Here is a 19,277-nt window from a genome sequence, read left to right as displayed (position 1 = left end):
CGATCGTTCCGCCGATGAGGAGGTTTCGTGACCATATTGCGCCGTCTGACCCAGTTGTCCGCTGTCGCGACAAGTTCGATCGCCCTCGTGTTCGCCGGACCCGCCGCCGCGTTCGCGGCTCCGGATACCCCGCTTCCCGCGTCCGCCGAGGATTCCGTGCCGATCGCCGCCCCCGGTGACCTGTTCGGCGCGTATCAAGCCGCGCTCGACGCGCTGCGCGCGCTCGGCATCCAGCCGTTCGCCTACCCGAGCGCGTCGGCGTTCTGCCTCGACAACACCACGGCCGGTCTCGCGCCCGCCGTGGCAGGCGCCATTCCGGGGCCGTGGCCGAAGAACACGGTCCAGATTCCCGGCCAGGACCTCAGCGCCGTCAAGGCCGGGCAGGCCATGTTCACCTTCGTGCCCTACGGACTCGGGCCGGACGGTCCGAATACCGGGGGCATGCAAGTGGCCTGGCTCAACCTGAGCACCGGCCGCGGCGGCACGGCCGCCATGGGACCGTTGCCGGAGGTCGCCCGCTCGATGATCCCCGCGGCGGTTCCCTCCGACCTGCGCCCCGCCGCCGAGCAGGCGATCCGGGACTTCCTCGTCGCGTCCCTCCCGATGGGCGGGGTGCGTGCCGTTCCGGTGGACACCGGCAAGGGCACCGTGCTCGCCGCGGTGTTCGGATCGGTGCAGAACGGCGCCAAGTCCTGCGTCTTCCTGCCGACCGTCGGAATCACGCCGGTGCCATGAGGTCGCGGCCGCCGCGGCTCGGCGCGATCAGGGAAGGGCGCGACCCTTCCAGCGGGCCGTGCCGCGGCGGCGGGCCCGGTGCGACCGCGCCCACAGCAGCAGATACGCCGCCACCGACACCGGATGCGCGATCGCGGCCAGCAGATCCGAAGGTCGCAGCGGGCCGCCGGTCTCGGTGGAACGGGCCAGCAGTCGCCCGGCGACGGCGGCGAACCAGCCGATCGAACCCGTCCTGCGGGTCGCCCCGCGGCCGAACACCGCCATCGCGGGCGGCGCCCAATAGGCAAGGGCGGCAACCAGTCCCACCGCCGCCCCGCCCGCTATCGTGCCGTCGTAGGCCGACCAGAGCCAGCGGGTGTAGCCCGCGTCCAATTCCGCGGCGCCGCGATACATCCTGGTGCGGGCCGACGCTCCCGCGGCCACCAGAACCGTCGAGTGACCGGCTCGCCGCAGCGCACGGGCGATATCGAGGTCCTCGGTGACGCTTCCGGCCACCGCCGTGTGACCGCCCACCGACCGGTAGGCGGCGTTGTCGAACACGAGGAACTGGCCGCAGGCCACCGCCGTGGCGGGCCGCAAGCTCCGGTCGGCCGCGGAGATCGGCAGCGTCGAGGCCCACGACCAGCACAGCAGGGGCTGCACCACGGCCTCCGCCGCCGAACCGGCGACTTGCAGGGGCCACGGCGAGACCAGCGCGGCGCCCCGGCCGCGCAGCGCCCCGACCGCCGCCGCGAGCGCCGTCGGGGCCAAGCGCACATCGGCGTCCAAGAAGATCAGCACCGGCGTCGACACGTCCTCGGCCAGCCGGACACAGGCGGCGGCCTTTCCCGTCCATCCGGGGACCGGGCCGGAATCGCCGCGCAGCAGCGTGAAACGGCGGTCGCCGTCGATGGCCGCGCGGGCGGCGGCGCCGGTGTCGTCGGTGGACGCGTCGTCAAGGATGCGTACCGCCATGCGCGGCACGCCGATCTGGGCGCGCAGGTCGCCGATCAGCTCGGGTAGCCGGTCGGCCTCGTCGCGCGCCGGGATACAGACGGTGACCGGTTCGATCACCGTCGTCGGGGTGGTCGTCAACCGCCGCACGGTGACCCGGTTGTACAGCGCGATGCCCGCGCCGAGCGCCGCCACCGCGGCGGAGCAGGAAGGCAGGATCCTCACCATGCGGGCCACGCTATCCCGGCGCACCGACCGATCGCTCAGCGATTCTGCGTCACCGAGCGCCACCAGCGGCTCAGGGAGAAGCCGACTTCCGGCGCTCCGGGGGCGGCCGGGTTGCGGTCCATGTACGCCATGGCGGCGACGATGGCGGCCACCGCGAGCGTGATACCGCCCGCGATGCCCGCCCAGCCCGCGAACGAGCGGGTGTTCGGGTCGGCGTAGCTGACCTCGGCGCGCAGCGTGGAGACATCGCCGGGCGGCAGCTTCCAGGACACGACGTTGTCGCCCTCGCGGCTGCCGTTGGTCTTGGCGACACGGGCCGGGAACGCGATGGTGAACTGCACGTCGGAGCCGTGCGGCGGCACCGATTTCAGATCGACCCGCCCGGTCAGGCTGACCAGGTCGCCGGTGCGCTGGAACTGCAACTGGAACATGCCCTGGGTCTGCTCGGACAGCTGACCGAGCTGCTGCACCTCGCCGAAGGACAGATCCTCGAAGAAGACCTGGCTGCCCGAGTACCCGTCCTGGGTGTACGGCTCCACCCGCACTTTGGCGGCCAGCGTTTCGGGCGCCTTCAGCTGCGGGCCCTTGTCCCCGGCGTCGGCGGGCACCACGGCGGCGACGATCCGTCCGGACACCCGGTCGTTGGACGAGACGCCCATCGACACCTGGACCCGCAGGCAGCCGGCCAGCAGCGGGACAAGCATCGCCGCGAGCAGGACGACCGAAGCGGCGCGCACGCCGCGGCGTGGGACCCGTCGCTGCGGGCGATCCGGGGTATCGAGCTTCGTGGTGACGGGACTCGGCTGCACGGGTGACATCGTGCCAGGCCATCCGCCCGGAATGAAACGCGCCAGTCGCAGCGCGCGTCGGCGCGCCGGGTCAGCGACGCGCGCGAGCCAGCGCGACGAGCAGGGGAACGCCGAGCAGCCCCATGCCGGCGAAACCGTATCCGGCGGACGGCGCCAGATCGAGGAACACCGCGTGCGCCAGCGCCGACCCGAGCCAGGTCCACAGGAAGAAGGCCACCGGGACGGCGACCGCGCGGCCACCCGGCAGCCGCACCGGATCCGGCGCCGCTCGCTCCCAGACCGCCAGCAGACAGCCCATCACCAGTGCGACGCCGAACCAGCCCAGATAGTTGGTGACCGGGATCAGATCGAGTCCCGGCAGTCCCGACCGGGTGTCGCACCAGGTCCACTGCCCGTCGGCCACCATCTGCGGATCCAGGAACAAATCCCAGCCCACGGCACCCGCCGCCGTCGCCGCGACCAGCACCGCCGTCCGCCGCGACAGCAACCCGGCCACCACCCATACCGGATAGATGCCGCCGGTCCAGGCCAGCGGGACCAGCAGCGGCACTTCGAGCAGGGCGGGCCCGAGCCGGTCGGTCGCGTACTCGTAGCAGCCGAACGGCACGCCGGTCGCGGTACCGATCACCTCGGCGGCGAGCCCGATGCCGGAGACCACGACGAGGAAACCGACGGCGTAGCGCAACCCCCTGGTCGCGGTCGCGTGCGCCAGCGCGGCGGCGGCGGAGAGCAGCACGACCGCGACGGTGACGCGGTCGCGCGCGGCACCCGCCGTCAGCGGGTAACCGATCTGCGCGACGATCGTCCCGACGACCAAGGCGAGTGGCAGCACGAAGCTCGCCGACCGAGCCGTCGGGTCTTCCCGCGTGGGCGCCGACGCCGCGGGCGACGGGTCGCCCGAATCCGTCATCGCCGCAGCCACCGCGGCAACCGGGGACGGTTCAGGTCGCGCAGCGCGAGGGCGGCGGCCGTGCGCCCGCTGGCGCCGGAGACACCGCCGCCGGGATGGGTCGACGCGCCCGTCAGATACAGCCCCGGCGCGCCGGGCACCCGCTGCCCCGCGAGTTCGGGCAGCGGACGCCACAGCATCATCTGGTCCAGCGACATCTCCACGTGCATCACGTTGCCGCCGACGAGCCCGAGTTCCCGCTCCAGGTCCACCGGCGTCTGCACGTGGGTGCGCAGCACGGTCGCCGCGAAACCGGGCGCGTAGGAGTCGACTTCCGCGATGATCCGGTCGCCTTCCCGCTGCGCGAGATCGGCCCAGTCCGCCCCGGAGGCAGGCCGGTACGGATGCCATTGCGCCCACAGCGACAACTGGTGCTCGCCGGGCGGCACGATCGTCGGGTCGAGGGCGCTGAAGCTCATCGCGAGCACGACCGGCCGCGGCGGAAGGTCACCCGCCAGCGCCGCGCCGTGCGCACGACGCAACTGCGCGCGATCGGACACCAGGAATTGCAGGCCGCGGGCCGAGTGGTCGATCGGGCTGCCCGGGTAGCGGGGCAGCGCCGAGGTGGCGGCCCGCACCACCATCCCGATCCCGGGACCGACGCGGATGCGGCCGCGCCAGTCGTCGAGCACCGCGCCGTCGAAGCCACCGGCGCGCAGCAGATCCAAGGTGGCCAGCACGTGGCAACCGGCGATCACGATGCCCGCGCGCACCTCTCGGCCCGACGCGGTGCGCACCCGCCAGCGGTCCCCGTCACGGCGCAGGGCGGTCACCGCGTCGCCCGAGGTCACCACCCCGCCGTCGGAGCGCAGCCGCGCCACCAGCGCGGTGGTCAGCGCTCCGCTGCCGCCGACCGCGCGACCCGGCGGCAAGGTGTGCATGAGCGCGGCGAAGCCAGCCATCGGCGCCGTGCCCGGCTCCGACATCGGCGGCCCCGACTGCGCGCCGAACCAGGCCAGCGACGCCTTCAGCCGTTCGTCCTCGAAGAACGAGTCCAGCAGGGCGTCGCCGGATTGCAGGAACTCCCGCGAGAGCGCGCTGCCGCCGTCCTTCGCGTCCAGCCCCCAGAACGCCCGCACCAGCCTGCCCGGCGTCGGCGCGCCGCCGAACGCCCGCATCACCCTGGCACTGCGCGGACTCCACACGCGGACGAACCGGCGGTAGGCGTCCGCGTCCCGCCCGCCGCAGGCCGCCGCGATGGAGGCGCAGGTCGCATCCAGGTCGCGATGGAACACGATGGCGGGGCGGTCGGCGTGGGCGGGGGTGAAACCCCATGGGTCGCAGTCGATGTACCGCAGGCCGAAACGGCCCAGCTCCAGGTCCTCGACGATGCCGGTGTGGCGGATCATGATGTGCGCCGACGAGCCGCGATCGACCCGATGGCCGGGGAACCGCTCGACCGTCGACACCGCTCCGCCGAGGACGTCGTCCCGCTCGAGCACTTCGACCTCGTGCCCGGCGCGGGCGAGGTAGCAGGCGGCCACCAAGGCGTTGTGGCCGGAGCCGACGACGACAGCCGTCACGTGATCCTCACAGCGGCAGCCGCCTGCCGAGGATCGCGAACGGCCGGGTGTCGCCCGCGAAGACGAAATTGCGGACCACGTCGGTGAATCCCTGCCTGCGATACAACCGCCAGGCCCGGTTGTCCTCCTCGGCGACCTCCGGCGTCGACAGCAGCACCGCTCGTTCGGTGCGGTCGCGCAGCAGCCGTTCCAGCAGCGTGCCGCCGATGCCGCGGCCCTGCGCGGCCGGATGCACGTGCAGTTCGGTGAGCTCGAAGTAGTCCGAGAGCAGTTCGCGCGTGGAATGTTCCGGCCAGCCCGAGCGCCGCATGCCGCTGTGCACCTGCTGGTGCCACCACTGGTGCGCGGCGCCGCGATAGCCGTAGGCGATCGCCACGATCGGCGCGCGGCGCAGATCGATCCGGCCGGAGTCGTCGGGCAGCACCGCGGCGACCGCCTGCCAGCCGGGCCGGGTGGTGTGCTCGGTCCACATCGGCGCGCGATGGTTCTCGGTCCCGCGCGGGTAGTCCATGGCGGCCACGTAGACCGACAGCGCGTCGTGCAGCCGGGAGCGCAGCGCCGCCACCGAGAGATCGACGATGGCGGGTGCGGGAGTGTGATTGGGCTTGACGGCGGTCATGGCTCTCGTCGGTCGCGCGGACGCGGAAGTTTGTCGGTGGGCGTCTCTATATTGAAGCTCAATTCAAACGTTCGAATACCTGTTCGGTCCGGGCGGTGCTGGAAAGCGGTGGGGCACGCCGCCTCCTGCGCCCTATGGGCCAAGGTACGCGAGGGTGGAGGAACGGCGATGTCTGGTCGAGTGGAACATCCGGGCGGGCCCGGCCGGGCCGGCAAGCTGCTGGAGCGCGCCGACGGGTTGCTCATGCAGGCGGCGGGGGAACGTGATCCGCGGGAGCGGTTCCGCACCGCCTACCTGGCGGCGCTGCGCGGCGCGGGCGCGGTGATCGCGCTCACGGGCGCCGATGCCGCGCCGAGGGCGCGCTCGCGCAACGCGTGGGTGCTGATGCAGCGCGCCGCGCCGGAATTCGTGATGTGGGCGGACTACTTCAGCGCCCGCTCCGAGATCCGCGCGGCACTGGAGGCGGGGCTGGACCGCAATGTCGACGAACACGAGGCCGACGAGTTCTCTTCCCGGGTGGCGGCATTCCTCCACGACGTGGAAGACCTCCTCGCGACATCGGCCCGGTTGCGCCCGGCCCCCGGAGTGACGGGCGGTATGACGGCCTAGGCGTACCTCCGCCTTCGCTGCGGCCGTGCGCGGACTGACGACGGACTACGTCCGACTGTGTGCATTAGGCGTACCTCCGCCTTCGCTGCGGCCATGCGCGGATTGGGGACGGACTGCGTCCGACTGCGCCCATTAGGTGGTCTGGCCCTGATCGAACTCGTATCATTGGTGGCAGATGGCCGCCAAGGTCGGCTATCTGTCGTCTACCCGGAGGCGACAGCCACGTCCTAGTGCCGGGGGAGGTACCGTGCCACTCTCCGAGCACGAGCAGCGCATGCTCGAACAGATCGAGAGCGCTCTCTATGCTGAGGATCCCAAGTTCGCCTCGTCCGTCCGCGGCGGACGGCTACGTTCGACCTCGAGTCGTCGCAGACTCCAGGCCGCGGCGTTGTTCGTCCTCGGCCTCTTCCTCCTCGTCGCGGGCATCGCCGCGCCCGTGAAGCCCGGCGGCTTCCCGATCATCAGCCTGATCGGTTTCATCGTGATGTTCGGCGCCGGCGTGCTCCTGCTGCTGGGCACCTCCAAGAGCATCGCCAAGAACGACCGGCCCGGCGGGCAGGCGTCCTCCGGCGGCGGGCGAGGGCGCCAGCGCAAGTCCGGCGGGTTCTCCGAGCGTATGGAGGATCGCTTCCGGCGGCGGTTCGAGCAGGAATAGCTGGCCCGTAGCCTGACAACTTCAGCACGACCGGCGACGCCGCACCGTGATGGTGCGGCGTCGCCGGTTCGCGTGTGTGTCCGATCACGTAGCGGATGATCTTCGGGAAGGGCTTCCCCCTTCCCCCACACCGCCCCACGAAGTTCCCCCACTTCGCCCCGTCCCGCATCGCACCAGGGCGTTTGCTGGGTGTTTTCGGGCGTTTGTCACCTGGGTCGGCGCGTGTCGGCAGAACTCGTGAAAGTTCTCCACGCCGGTGATAGCTGACATGACCTGCGGAATCGTCTGAGTCGGGAGCCAGATCACCGCCTGTTTCGATTGAAAGTGGGGGAAAGTGGGGTAATGTGGAGCGCGCAGTACCGAAGGGCCGACCATCGAGGTGATCGACTAGGGAGGTATCGGGATGTTTCTCGGTACCTACACACCTCGCTTGGACGACAAGGGGCGACTCACGTTGCCTGCGAAGTTTCGAGACGATCTGGCGGGAGGGTTGATGGTCACGAAGGGGCAGGACCACAGCCTTGCCGTGTACCCGAAAGAGGAGTTCACCGCGCTCGCCCGGCGAGCGGCGGCCGCGTCTCGAAGCAATCCGCAGGCCCGTGCGTTCGTCCGGGCACTCGCGGCCGGAACGGACGAACAACGTCCGGACGCGCAGGGCCGGATCGTGTTGTCCGCCGACCATCGTCGCTACGCCAACCTGCAAAGGGATTGCGTGGTGATCGGTTCGGTCGACTTCCTGGAGATATGGGACAAGCAGGCGTGGGAGTCCTACCTCGCCGAGCACGAGGAGGACTTTTCGCAAGCCAGAGACGAGTCGCTGGGCGGAATCTTCTAGCCGCGGGCGCACGAGTGCCACGCGGTCTCTGCCCGGACGCGGACCCTGACGTACTTCCCCGACGCCAGGTGCCGAAGTTCGGTCAGAGACCACGGGGCATTCGTATCCGTATAGAAAGCACTGTGTAGCAAGGCGACCCGTGTGCGGTGCGCGACGACGCGAGGCAGACTCCGGGAGGTCTAGGTGAACCGTGAACAGCGCGGTCCCCGCCATGTTCCGGTTCTGCTGGAGCGAGCCGACGCGCTACTCGGTCCGGCCCTGGCCGAGCCGGGCGCGGTCTACGTGGACGCGACGCTCGGCCTCGGTGGTCACGCCGAGCATTTCCTGAGTACTTACCCCGGCGTCCGTCTCGTCGGGCTCGACCGCGACACCACCGCGCTGAAGCTGGCCGGTGAGCGGCTCGCGCCGTTCGCGGATCGAATCACGTTGGTGCACACCCGCTATGACGGCATCGTCGACGCGCTGGCGGAGGCGGGCCTGCCCGCCACCGGTTCGGTCTCGGCGATCCTGATGGATCTCGGCGTCTCCTCCATGCAGTTGGACGAGGCCGACCGCGGCTTCGCCTATTCCGTCGACGCCCCGCTGGACATGCGGATGGACCCGACCACAGGGCCCACCGCCGCCGATGTGCTCAACACCTACAGCCACGGTGACCTGACCAGGGTGCTGCGGACCTATGGCGAGGAACGCTTCGCGAGCCGGATCGCCGCCGAGGTGATCCGCCGTCGCCAGAGCAAGCCGTTCCGCACCAGCGCCGAGCTGGTGGAGCTGCTGTACGCCACGATCCCCGCGGCAACGCGCCGCACCGGCGGGCACCCGGCCAAGCGCACGTTCCAAGCGCTGCGGGTGGAGGTCAACGGGGAGCTCGACTCCCTGCGGGCCGCGCTGCCCGCCGCGCTCGCCGCGCTGCGTGTGGGCGGCCGCATCGTCGTCATGTCCTACCAATCGCTGGAGGACAAGGTGGTCAAGCACGAACTCACCGCCCATACCGCGTCCAGGACGCCGGTGGACCTGCCGGTCGAGCTCCCCGGCATGGGACCGGAGTTCCGGATGCTGACCCGTGGCGCGGAGAAAGCGACCGAGCAGGAGATCGAAGACAACCCGCGGGCGGCTCCGGTGCGCATGCGCGCCGCCGAGCGGATCCAGGAGGCGCGGTGAGCGAGCAGTGCCCGCGGCGCGCCGACCGGATGCGGATGTCCCGCAGTGGTGGCGGAAGCCGGATGAGACAGCGCAGCGCTGTGCCCGCCCGGCGTCCCCGGAGGACGGAGGAGGGGAATTCATGAGCGTGCGGACGCGGACCGTCGAAGCGCCGGGCCGGGTCGCCCGGCGGGTCCAGGACGCCGAGCGGGTGAAGTCGGGCGCGGCGCAGCGCGCCTACGCGCGGCGGCGCATGCGCGAGAGCGGGTCGGACGGCGCTTTCCTGCCCGCCGTGCGGCGCTCGGCGATGGCGGCGCGCATCCCGTTCGTCACGGCGATCATCGCCCTGCTGGGTTGCGGTCTCGCGCTGACTTTGCTGCTGACCACCAGGGCCGCCGAGGACAGCTACCAGCTCGGCGACGCGCGGGCGACGAACCGGCGGCTGGCCGACGAGCGCGCGGCCCTGCAGCGTGAGGTCGAGGTCGCCGATTCGGCGCCCGAGCTGGCCCTGCGGGCGCGGGAGCTGGGCATGATCCCCGCCAAGGACCCGGCTCGCCTGCTGGTCGGCCCGGATGGCTCGGTCACGGTGATCGGCAAGCCCGCCCCGGCGGAAGGCACTCCTGTGCCGCCGCTGAACGCCTCGCCTTCCGCGCGGTCGCCGCGCGGGGAGCGGGTGGTGCCGGTCACCACCACGCCCGGTGCTCCGGCGCCGGGTCAGCCGAACCAGGCAGCACAGAACAACGCGCAGGTCAACGCGGTACCCACGCCGGCGAGCCCGAGCCCGACCCCGGCGATCAATCCGCCGCTGCCAGGACCGTCGGCCGCGCCGCGGGCCGCCGCGCCGCAGCCGCCGACGGAACCGGCGCCACAGCAGGAAGCCGCGCAGGCGCCGGAGGCGGCGCCCGACGGAGTGCCGCAGTGACCCATCCCAGGCCCGCGCCGCGTCCGCGGCGCGGGTCGTCGGCGCCCCGCACGGCGGGCGCGCGGGCTCCCCGTTCCGCTGTCCCGGACGGTCCGCTGCGGTTGCGCCTCGGCGTCGGACGAGTGGTGATGTTCGTCGCGCTCGCCGTCGTCGCGCTGCAACTGCTGTGGGTGCAGAGCATCGCCGCGCCGGGACTGTCGGCGCAGGCGGCCAGCCAGCGCACCACCCATCAGCCCGATCCGGCCACTCGCGGGCCGATCACCGACCGCTACGGCAAGGCGCTCGCCTTCACCGTGTCGGCGAAGAAACTGCATTTCCGGCCGGTCGCCGTCCGCAAGGAGCTGGCCGACGCCAAGGCCAAGAACGACAAGGCGCCCGATCCGGACCAGCGGCTGCGCGACATCGCGCGCACCATCCACGAGAAGCTCGGCAAGGACGCGCCCGCGGAAGCGGACCTGCTCGCCAAGCTGAACAGTGACGAGCAATTCGTGTTCCTGGCCCAGAACGTGGATCCCCGCGTCGCGGACGAGATCACCGAGAAGTACCCGCAAGTGGGCAGCGATCAGCAGTTTCCCCGGGTGTATCCCGGCGGGTCGCTGGCGGCGAATGTCGTCGGCGCCGTCGGCTGGGACGGCCACGGGCAGATCGGGCTGGAGTCGTCGCTGGACTCGGTGCTGGCCGGTACCGACGGATCGCACACCTACGATCGCGGTTCCGACGGCGCGGTGATCCCCGGCAGCTGGCGCGACGAACAGCCGGCCGTCAACGGATCGACGGTGGAGCTCACCCTGGATTCCGATCTGCAGTACTACGTACAGCAGCAGGTGCAGCAGGCCAAAGACGTCTCCGGTGCCGGTTCCGCCTCGGCCGTCGTCCTGGACGCCAAGACCGGGCAGGTCTTGGCGATGGCCAACGACAACACGTTCAATCCCGACCTGGGACCGCAGAAATGGGCCAATGCCCAGCTGAGCAATCCTTCGGTCACGGACGTGTTCGAGCCCGGCTCGGTGAACAAGATCGTCACGGCGGCGGCGTCCATCGAGTACGGCCTGACCGATCCGGACGAGGTGCATCAGGTGCCCGGCGCGATCCAGATGGCCGGGGTCACGGTGCACGACGCGTGGTCGCACGGCGTCGAGCCCTACACGACCACCGGAATTTTCGGCAGGTCCTCCAATGTGGGCACGCTGATGCTCGCGCAGCGCGTGGGCGAGGACCGCTTCGCCGACATGGCGCACCGGTTCGGGCTCGGGCAGCGCACGGGCATCGGCTTGCCGGGCGAGAGCGCGGGCCTGATGCCGGACCGTGATCAGTGGTCCGGCGGCACCTTCGCCAATCTCCCCATCGGCCAGGGCCTTTCGATGACGACGCTGCAGATGGCCGGGATGTACCAGGCCATCGCGAACGACGGCGTCCGCATCCCGCCCCGGATCGTCCGGGCGAAGATCGCCCCGGACGGCACCCGCACCGAGGAGACCCAGCCCGACGGCGTGCGGGTGGTGAGCAAGCAGACCGCCGCCACCTTGCGCACGATGTTCCAGGCGGTGGTGCAGCGTGACCCGATGAACGCCAATCAGAACGGCACCGGATGGCCTGCGGCCATCACGGGTTACCAGGTGGCGGGCAAGACCGGTACCGCGCAGAAGGTCGATCGCAATTGCCGGTGCTACTCCACGTCGTCCTTCTGGATCACGTTCGCGGGCATGGTTCCTGCGGAGAATCCGCGGTACGTGATCGGGCTCATGCTCGACGCGCCCGTCCGCAGTTCCGACGGCTCCGGGGGCGGGTCGGTGGCGCCGCTGTTCCACAACATCGCGTCCTGGGCGCTGCAACGCGACCGCATCCCGCCGTCGGCCCAGCCGTCCAGGCAATTCGTCTTGCAGGCAGGGTGATCGGACCCCTCCCGGGGTGGGCGAGCGGTAGCGGCGAGAACGGATGTATGCGGAGGAAACAGCAGGTGAGTGCGGTGTTCGAGGGCCGGAGACGCGTGGCGGCCCCCGGTACGCGCCGCGTCGTCGACCGATGGCGTCCGGGTGCCGCGTGGCGCGGTCAGGGCCGGGCGGGCGAACCCGTAGGGTGCGGTGGGCGACTTCCCCGGCTTTGCGACGGGGCGCATGGTCCCGCCGTGACCGGTCGCCGGTAACCTGACACGTCGATCGCCGCCCCCGAAAGGAGCCTGGTTTCTGTGCAGTCCGGTCAACCGCGCGCATTGCGGCCAGAGCATTCGCCGTCGACGCCGCTGGCGTCGCTGGCCGCTGTCATCGGGGCCGCGACGAGCCCCGGATCGGCTGCGCGTGACGTGCCGGTCACCGGCATCGAGCAGCGCTCGGACGCCGTGTTGCCCGGTGACCTGTTCGCCGCACTGCCCGGAGCCCGCGCGCACGGAGCGCGTTTCGCGCGCGACGCCGTCGCCCGCGGCGCGGTGGCGGTGCTGACCGACGCGGCGGGCGCGGAGCTGGCCGGTCCGCTCGAGGTGCCCGTGCTGGTGCGGGAGAACCCGAGAGCGGTGCTCGGCGAGCTGTCGGCCACGATCTATGGCAACCCCTCGGAGCGACTGCGCATCGTCGGGATCACCGGCACCTCGGGCAAGACCACGACCTCCTATCTGGTCGAGGCGGGACTGGCCGCCGCGGGGCTGTCCACCGCGCTGATCGGCACCATCGAGACCAGGATCGGCGGCAGGCGGGTGCCGAGCGCGCTGACCACTCCGGAGGCGCCGCAGTTGCACGCGATGTTCGCGCTGATGGTCGAGCAGGGCGTGGACGCGGTGGTGATGGAGGTGTCCAGCCACGCGCTGACGCTGGGCCGGGTGGACGGGGTGCGGTTCGCGGTGGGCGCGTTCACCAACCTGTCCCAGGACCACCTCGACTTCCACGCCGACTTCGAGGACTACTTCGCCGCCAAACGCAAGCTGTTCGAACCGGATTCGCCGGTCGCGGCGCGCACCAGCGTGGTCTGCGTCGACGACGAGTGGGGGCGGCGGCTGGCCGCGGGCCTGCCCGATCCGGTCACCGTGTCGACCACCGGGACCGCCGCCTGGAGTGTCGCGGGGGCGGTGTCGGCGCACGGCGGCGAACAGGACTTCACCGCGGCCGGTCCGCGCGGCGAGATTCCCGTGCGGCTGCGGCTTCCCGGCCATTACAACGTCGCCAACGGCCTGCTGGCGGTGGCGGTGTGCGCCGCGGCGGGCGTCGAGCCGTCGGTCGCGGCACCGGCGCTGGCGACCGTGGACGTGCCGGGCCGCATGCAGCGGGTGGAGCGCGGACAGGACTTCCTGGCGATCGTCGACTACGCGCACAAGCCCGCTGCGCTGGAGTCCGTGATCGCCACGCTGCGAGGGCATCTCGCGGCGGACACCGCGGGACGGCTCGCGGTGGTGGTCGGCGCGGGCGGCGATCGGGACGCGGCGAAGCGGCCGCTGATGGGCGCGGTGGGCGCGCGGGGCGCCGACCTGCTGATCATCACCGACGACAACCCGCGCACCGAGGACCCGGCGGCCATCCGCGCCGCCATGCGCTCCGGTGCGCTGGAGGTCGCCGAGGCCGAACGCGGTGAGGTGCGGGAGATCGGTGACCGAGCCGAAGCCATCGCCGCCGCGGTGGCCTGGGCGCGCCCCGGCGACGTGGTGCTGATCGCGGGCAAGGGACATGAGGCAGGGCAGGAGATCCAGGGCGTGAAGCACCCCTTCGACGACCGCGACGTACTCGCGGCCGCATTGGAAAGACGCAGTCCGCAAGGTAACCACGCGGAGGACTTGACGGTTTCATGATCGAGATGACACTGCGGGAGATCGCGGACGTCGTCGGCGGCACGCTGCACGACGTCGCCGACCCGGAGGTGCGAGTGACCGGCGCGGTGGAATTCGATTCGCGCCGAATCGGTTCCGGCGATCTGTTCCTGGCGCTGCCGGGCGAGCGCTCCGACGGCCACGACTACGCGGGCGCGGCGATCGCCGCGGGCGCGGTGGCGGTGCTGGCCGCGCGGCCGGTCGGCGTGCCCGCCATCGTCGTCGCGCCGAACCGCGGCGGCGTGCCGTCGACTTCGGTCGCGCTCAGCCATGACGCGGACGGTTCCGGCGCCGCCGTGCTGGCCGCGCTCGCCGCGCTCGCCCGCGCCAGCGTGTCGCGTCTCGTCGCCGCGGGCGGGCTGACCGTCGTCGGCGTCACCGGCTCCTCCGGCAAGACCTCCACCAAGGATCTGCTGGCCGCCGTCCTCGCGCCGCTGGGCACGGTGGTGGCGCCGCCGGGGTCGTTCAACAACGAACTCGGCCACCCGTGGACGGCGTTGCGCGCCGACGCGGGCACCCGTTTCCTGGTGCTGGAGATGTCCGCGCGCGGGCCGGGCCACATCGCGGCGCTGGCCGAAGTGGCGCCGCCGGGCATCGGCGTGGTGCTCAACGTGGGCACCGCGCATCTCGGCGAGTTCGGCAGCCGCGAGGCCATCGCCAAGACCAAGGGCGAGCTGGTCGAGGCGCTGCCGCCCACCGGGCTCGCCGTGCTCAACGCCGACGATCCCCAGGTCGCCGCGATGGCCACGCGCACGTCGGCGCGGGTGGTGACGGTCGGCCAGGCCGCGACCGCGGACGTGCGTGCCACCGACATCAGGCTCGACGACCAGGCCAGGGCCGAATTCACCGTGCACACGCCCGCGGGCAGCGCCAAGGTGCGTCTGGCCGTGCACGGCGAGCACCACGTGGGCAACGCGCTGTCGGCGATCGCGGTCGCGCTGGAATGCGGCGCCGACCTCGACACCGTCGTCGCGGCGCTGTCCGGCGCGCGCGCCGCCTCCGCCCGCCGGATGGACGTGCGCACCACCGCGGACGGCATCACCGTCGTCAACGACTCCTACAACGCCAATCCGGACTCGGTCCGCGCCGCGCTCAAAGCGCTGGTGAGCATGGCGCGCGCGGCCGAGACGCCGCGGCGCAGCTGGGCGGTGCTCGGCGAGATGGGCGAGCTCGGCGAGGAATCCGTCATCGAGCACGACGCCATCGGGCGGCTCGCGGTGCGGCTGGACGTCAGCCGGGTGGTCGTGGTCGGCACGGGGCGGCCCGCTCGCGCGCTGCACCAGGGCGCGGTGATGGAGGGGTCGTGGGGCGAGGAATCGGTGATCGTGCCGGACATCGCGGCGGCGATCGCGCTGCTCGAACAGGAAGTGGCCCCCGGTGACGTGGTGCTGGTCAAGGCATCGAAGTCGGTCGGTCTGTGGGAGGTCGCCGAGCATCTGACCGACCCGAGCGCCGTGGCCGCACGCGGCGGCGCGGTGAACAACGGGGTGGGACAGGACACGGAGGCAGCAGGATGAGACAGATTCTCTTCGCCGCGGCGATCGCGCTGACGGTCTCGATCCTGCTCACCCCGCTGCTGATCCGGTTGTTCGCCAAGCAGGGCTTCGGGCAGGAGATCCGGGTCGACGGTCCCGCCAGCCACCAGGCCAAGCGCGGCACCCCGACGATGGGCGGCGTCGCCATCCTGGTCGGCATGTGGGCCGGTTACCTGGGTTCGCACCTGATCGGCATCGGTTACGACGCCGACGGCCCGTCGGCGTCGGCGTTGCTCGTGCTCGGACTGGCCACGGCGCTGGGCGCGGTGGGCTTCGTCGACGACTTCATCAAGATCCGCAAGCAGCGCAACCTCGGCCTGACCGCGGCGGGCAAGTATCTCGGCCAGCTGTCATCGGCCGTGATCTTCGGCATCCTCGCCTTGCAGTTCCGCGGCGGCAGCGGGCTGACGCCCGCCAGCAGGCACCTGTCCTACGTGCGCGACATCAGCACGGTGACCATGGGCGTGGTCGTGTTCCTGGTGTTCGTCTGCTTCGTTGTCGTGGCCTGGTCGAACGCGGTGAACCTCACCGACGGGCTCGACGGACTGGCCGCCGGATCGATGAGCCTGGTGCTGGGCGGCTACGTGATCATCACGTTCTGGCAGTACTACCACGCCTGCGAGACCAAGCCGGAGACCGGCTGCTACAACGTGCGCGATCCACTGGATCTCGCCCTGGTCTGCGCCGCCGGCGCGGCGGCCTGCGTCGGGTTCCTGTGGTGGAACGCCGCACCGGCCAAGATCTTCATGGGCGACACCGGTTCGCTCGCGCTCGGCGGCCTGCTGGCGGGCCTGTCCATCACCACCCGCACCGAACTGCTGATGATCGTCATCGGCGCGCTGTTCGTCGCCGAGACGGCGTCGGTGGTGCTGCAGGTCGCGGTCTTCCGCACCACGCGCAACCGGTTGTTCAAGATGGCGCCGTTCCACCATCACTTCGAGCTCAGCAAATGGGCCGAGACGACGGTGATCATCAGATTCTGGCTCCTGGCCGCGATGGCCTCCGCCGTCGGGCTCGGGCTGTTCTACAGCGAATACCTCTCCGCGGTCGGGTGAGCGAGATGGTCGAACATTCTCCGCGCGCTCTGCGCACACCGGGGCCCATGCTGGAATTCCTGCGCGGACGCGACGTCCTGGTCGCGGGCTGGGGCGTGTCGGGACGCTCGCTGGTGGAACCGCTGCGCGACATCGGCGCGCGTCCGGTGGTGACCGACGGCGGGGCCTCGGCCCTGGCCGAGGCGGCCGGGCTGGGGCTGGACGTGGCCACCACCGCGGAACTGGAGAGTGCGGACTGGAGCCGGTTCGCGCTGGTGATCACCAGCCCGGGGTGGCGGCCGGACTCGCCGGTGCTGGCGTCCGCGGTCGCGGAGGGCACGCCGGTGTGGGGCGACGTGGAGTTCTCCTGGTGGGTCGATCAGGCCAGGATCTACGGTCCGGTCCGCAAGTGGCTGGTCGTCACCGGCACCAACGGCAAGACCACCACCACCCAGATGACGCACTCGATCCTGCGCGCGGCCGGCATCGCCAGCGTCGCGTGCGGCAACATCGGCCTGCCCATCCTGGACGCGCTGCGGCGCAATCCGGGTCCGCAGGTGCTCGCGGTGGAGCTGTCGTCGTTCCAGCTGCATTGGGCGCCGTCGGTGCGCCCGGAAGCGGGCGTCGTCCTGAACGTGGCCGAGGATCACCTGGATTGGCACGGCGGCCTCGACGCCTACGCCGCGGCCAAGGCCAGGGCGCTGGTCGGCCGGGTCGGCGTGGTCGGCTTGGACGATCCGGTCGCGGCCTCGCTGGCCCGCAAGTCCAAGGCGCGCCGGACCGTCGGCTTCCGGGTGGGCGTGCCCGCCGACGGTGAACTCGGCGTGGTGGACGGCAAGTTGCTCGACCGCGCGTTCACCAAGGCCGCGATCCTCGCCGAGGTGGGCGACATCAGCCCGCCCGGTCCGGCCGGCGTCGCCGACGCGCTCGCCGCCTCCGCGCTGACCAGGGCGATCGACGTCGCGCCGCAGTTCGTCCGGGAAGGCTTGATCGAGCACAAGGTCGGGCCGCACCGCGCCGCGTTCGTGCGCGAGCTGTCCGGCGTCGAGTTCGTCGACGACTCCAAGGCCACCAATCCGCACGCGGCGCGCTCGTCGATCCTGGCGCATCCGCAGGTGGTCTGGGTGGCAGGCGGCCAGCTCAAGGGCGCGCACGTCGACGACCTCGTGGAGGAGGTCGCCGACCGGCTGGTCGCGGCGGTGCTGATCGGCGTCGACGCGCCGGTGCTTGCGGCCGCGTTGGCGCGACACGCGCCCGAGGTCCCCGTCGTCGAGCTGGTCGCGGGAGACGATGCAGGGATGGGTGACGAAGCGTCGAGGACCGCCGCCGCCGACGCCGTCATGGCGCGGGCCGTGCGCGCGGCCGCCGGTTTCGCCCGCCGCGGCGACACCGTGCTGCTGGCTCCCGCCGCCGCGTCGCTGGACATGTTCGCCGACTACACCCACCGCGGCCGCAGTTTCGCCGCGGCGGTGCACGCCTTGGAAGACCGTGATCTAGGCACCACCGATATCGGGGGTTTGCGATGACCGCCGACCGGGGCGGGCGGGGTACGTACACCCGCTCCGGTCGGTCGAGTCGTTTTCACGCGCGAGCGGTCCGCTCGTCCGTCGCCTCAGTGGTCGCACCGGCGTCGAGCGCGGGTGCCTCGTGACTTCGGGCAACGGCAGGCGTTGGACCGGCAGGGCGGCGCGGACCGCGGGCGCGCGAGAAGCCGCCGGGCCGCCACGGCGTGGCCGCGGCATGGCGGCCGGTCCCGCTTCGTGGCTGGCACGGCCGCTGGCGTCGTTCCATCTCGTCGTCACGATCGCCACGCTGCTGACCGCGCTGGGACTCGTCATGGTTCTGTCCGCGTCCGGAGTCGTGGAGTATGCCGAGGGCGGGTCGGCGTACTCCTTGTTCATCCAGCAGACGTTGTTCGCCGCGATCGGCGCTGTGCTGTTCTACCTGGCTCTGCGCGTTCCGCTGCGCCTGCTGCGCCAGGCGTCGTTCCCGCTGTTCGCGCTCTCGGTGCTGGCGCTGGCGCTTGTGCTCATCCCCGGTATCGGCACCAGTGTGCAGGGCGCGCGGCGCTGGCTGGTGCTCGGCCCGGTGTCGGTGCAGCCGTCCGAAGTCGTGAAGGTCACGCTGATCGTCTGGGGGGCGCACCTGCTGGTTTCCCGGCGGGCGATGGGGTCGAGTCTGCGCGACATCCTGGTGCCGCTGGTCCCGGCGGGTGTGCTGGTCTGTCTGTTGATCGTGGTCCAGCCGAATCTCAGCACCACGGTCGCGGTGGGCATCATCCTCGGCGCGCTGCTGTGGTTCGGCGGCCTTCCGATCCGGCTGTTCGTGACGATCGCGGTGTCCGGTGTGGTCGCCGCGGGCGTGCTCGCCATGTCCGCGGGTTACCGGTCCAATCGGGTGCGGTCCTTCTTCAACCCGGGTTCGGACCCGCAGGGCGACAACTATCAGGCTCGGCAGGCGCTGTACTCCCTCGCCGACGGTGGGATCTGGGGTCGAGGGCTCGGACAGAGCCGGGCCAAGTGGAGTTACCTGCCGAACGCGCACAACGACTTCATCTTCGCGATCATCGGAGAGGAGCTGGGCTTCCTCGGCTGCGCGCTGGTGCTCGGGCTTTTCGCGTTGTTCGTCTACACCGGCCTGCGCATCGCCACCCGGTCGGCGGATCCGTTCCTGCAATTGCTGACCGCGTCGGCGACCACGTGGATCGCCGGGCAGGCCATGATCAACATCGGGTATGTCGTCGGTCTGCTGCCGGTCACCGGGTTGCAGCTGCCGCTGGTGTCCGCCGGTGGCTCGTCGCTGGCGATCACCCTGCTGATGTTCGGGCTGATCGCCAACGCGGCCAGACACGAGCCGGAGGCCGTCGCGGCGCTGCACGCCGGACAGGACGGTCGCTTCAGTAGGCTGTTGCGGTTGCCCAAACCCGAGGTGTACGCACCGGCGCGGGCGAGCGCCCGCCGTGGCCGG

17 protein-coding genes are annotated in these 19,277 nt (G+C 71.5%); 12 read left to right on the top strand and 5 right to left on the bottom strand.

Going from position 1 to position 19,277, the window contains the following annotated elements:
- The first annotated feature begins 27 nt into the window (after positions 1-27).
- A complete protein-coding gene (locus tag NB3_RS10980) occupies positions 28-735 on the top strand; it encodes a hypothetical protein (protein WP_067800536.1) in 708 nt (235 codons plus the stop codon).
- A gap of 27 nt (positions 736-762) precedes the next feature.
- Here the strand turns inward: NB3_RS10980 and NB3_RS10975 are convergent, their stop codons facing one another.
- From NB3_RS10975 to NB3_RS10955, 5 genes are all read right to left on the bottom strand, one after another.
- Positions 763-1,896 carry a glycosyltransferase family 2 protein gene (locus NB3_RS10975; protein ID WP_067800533.1) on the bottom strand — a complete coding sequence of 378 codons (1,134 nt, stop codon included), beginning with the start codon at positions 1,894-1,896 and terminating at the stop codon, positions 763-765.
- Positions 1,897-1,931: 35 nt separating this feature from the next.
- On the bottom strand, positions 1,932-2,714 hold the full coding sequence (locus NB3_RS10970; RefSeq protein WP_157111718.1) for an LppM family (lipo)protein: 783 nt from the start codon (positions 2,712-2,714) through the stop codon (positions 1,932-1,934).
- 61 nt (positions 2,715-2,775) lie between these two features.
- Complete coding sequence (locus NB3_RS10965) at positions 2,776-3,615, bottom strand: carotenoid biosynthesis protein (RefSeq protein ID WP_084486140.1); 840 nt, start codon at positions 3,613-3,615, stop codon at positions 2,776-2,778.
- On the bottom strand, positions 3,612-5,177 hold the full coding sequence (locus NB3_RS10960) for a phytoene desaturase family protein (protein ID WP_067800528.1): 1,566 nt from the start codon (positions 5,175-5,177) through the stop codon (positions 3,612-3,614). Before NB3_RS10960 ends, NB3_RS10965 begins: the two co-directional genes overlap by 4 nt.
- Before the next feature lie 7 nt (positions 5,178-5,184).
- Complete coding sequence (locus tag NB3_RS10955) at positions 5,185-5,796, bottom strand: GNAT family N-acetyltransferase (protein ID WP_067800527.1); 612 nt, start codon at positions 5,794-5,796, stop codon at positions 5,185-5,187.
- 168 nt (positions 5,797-5,964) lie between these two features.
- On the opposite strand from NB3_RS10955, the gene NB3_RS10950 reads away from it, so the two are divergent.
- The 11 genes from NB3_RS10950 to ftsW form a co-directional block, all read left to right on the top strand.
- Positions 5,965-6,405 (top strand): SAV_6107 family HEPN domain-containing protein, encoded by a 441-nt coding sequence (locus tag NB3_RS10950; RefSeq protein ID WP_067800524.1) that lies wholly within the window; start codon positions 5,965-5,967, stop codon positions 6,403-6,405.
- A gap of 247 nt (positions 6,406-6,652) precedes the next feature.
- A complete protein-coding gene (locus NB3_RS10945) occupies positions 6,653-7,060 on the top strand; it encodes an SCO2097 family morphological protein (RefSeq protein WP_067800521.1) in 408 nt (135 codons plus the stop codon).
- A gap of 403 nt (positions 7,061-7,463) precedes the next feature.
- Positions 7,464-7,895: a division/cell wall cluster transcriptional repressor MraZ gene (gene mraZ / locus NB3_RS10940; RefSeq protein WP_039797118.1), complete on the top strand. Its 432-nt coding sequence runs from the start codon at positions 7,464-7,466 to the stop codon at positions 7,893-7,895.
- A 183-nt stretch (positions 7,896-8,078) separates the two neighbouring features.
- Positions 8,079-9,053, top strand: coding sequence for a 16S rRNA (cytosine(1402)-N(4))-methyltransferase RsmH (gene rsmH / locus NB3_RS10935; RefSeq protein ID WP_067800518.1), 975 nt, complete (start codon positions 8,079-8,081; stop codon positions 9,051-9,053).
- A 121-nt stretch (positions 9,054-9,174) separates the two neighbouring features.
- Positions 9,175-9,954, top strand: a complete 780-nt coding sequence (gene ftsL / locus NB3_RS10930) for a cell division protein FtsL (protein WP_084486136.1) — start codon at positions 9,175-9,177, stop codon at positions 9,952-9,954.
- Positions 9,951-11,846 carry a peptidoglycan D,D-transpeptidase FtsI family protein gene (locus NB3_RS10925; RefSeq protein ID WP_067800512.1) on the top strand — a complete coding sequence of 632 codons (1,896 nt, stop codon included), beginning with the start codon at positions 9,951-9,953 and terminating at the stop codon, positions 11,844-11,846. The genes ftsL and NB3_RS10925 overlap by 4 nt, the downstream gene beginning before the upstream one ends.
- Before the next feature lie 293 nt (positions 11,847-12,139).
- On the top strand, positions 12,140-13,723 hold the full coding sequence (locus NB3_RS10920) for a UDP-N-acetylmuramoyl-L-alanyl-D-glutamate--2,6-diaminopimelate ligase (protein WP_157111716.1): 1,584 nt from the start codon (positions 12,140-12,142) through the stop codon (positions 13,721-13,723).
- A complete protein-coding gene (locus tag NB3_RS10915; protein WP_067800510.1) occupies positions 13,720-15,258 on the top strand; it encodes a UDP-N-acetylmuramoyl-tripeptide--D-alanyl-D-alanine ligase in 1,539 nt (512 codons plus the stop codon). The genes NB3_RS10920 and NB3_RS10915 overlap by 4 nt, the downstream gene beginning before the upstream one ends.
- Complete coding sequence (gene mraY / locus NB3_RS10910; protein ID WP_039797126.1) at positions 15,255-16,331, top strand: phospho-N-acetylmuramoyl-pentapeptide-transferase; 1,077 nt, start codon at positions 15,255-15,257, stop codon at positions 16,329-16,331. The genes NB3_RS10915 and mraY overlap by 4 nt, the downstream gene beginning before the upstream one ends.
- Positions 16,332-16,378: 47 nt before the next feature.
- A complete protein-coding gene (murD, locus tag NB3_RS10905; RefSeq protein ID WP_067800506.1) occupies positions 16,379-17,836 on the top strand; it encodes a UDP-N-acetylmuramoyl-L-alanine--D-glutamate ligase in 1,458 nt (485 codons plus the stop codon).
- 214 nt (positions 17,837-18,050) lie between these two features.
- Positions 18,051-19,277 (top strand): putative lipid II flippase FtsW (gene ftsW / locus NB3_RS10900; RefSeq protein WP_067800505.1); only part of this gene is annotated, 1,227 nt, incomplete at its 3' end.

The organism is Nocardia beijingensis NBRC 16342 (assembly GCF_001612785.1).
Classification (GTDB): Bacteria; Actinomycetota; Actinomycetes; order Mycobacteriales; family Mycobacteriaceae; genus Nocardia; species Nocardia beijingensis.
Note: the sequence above shows the minus strand (reverse complement) of the source record. Positions and strands in the feature narration are given on the sequence as shown.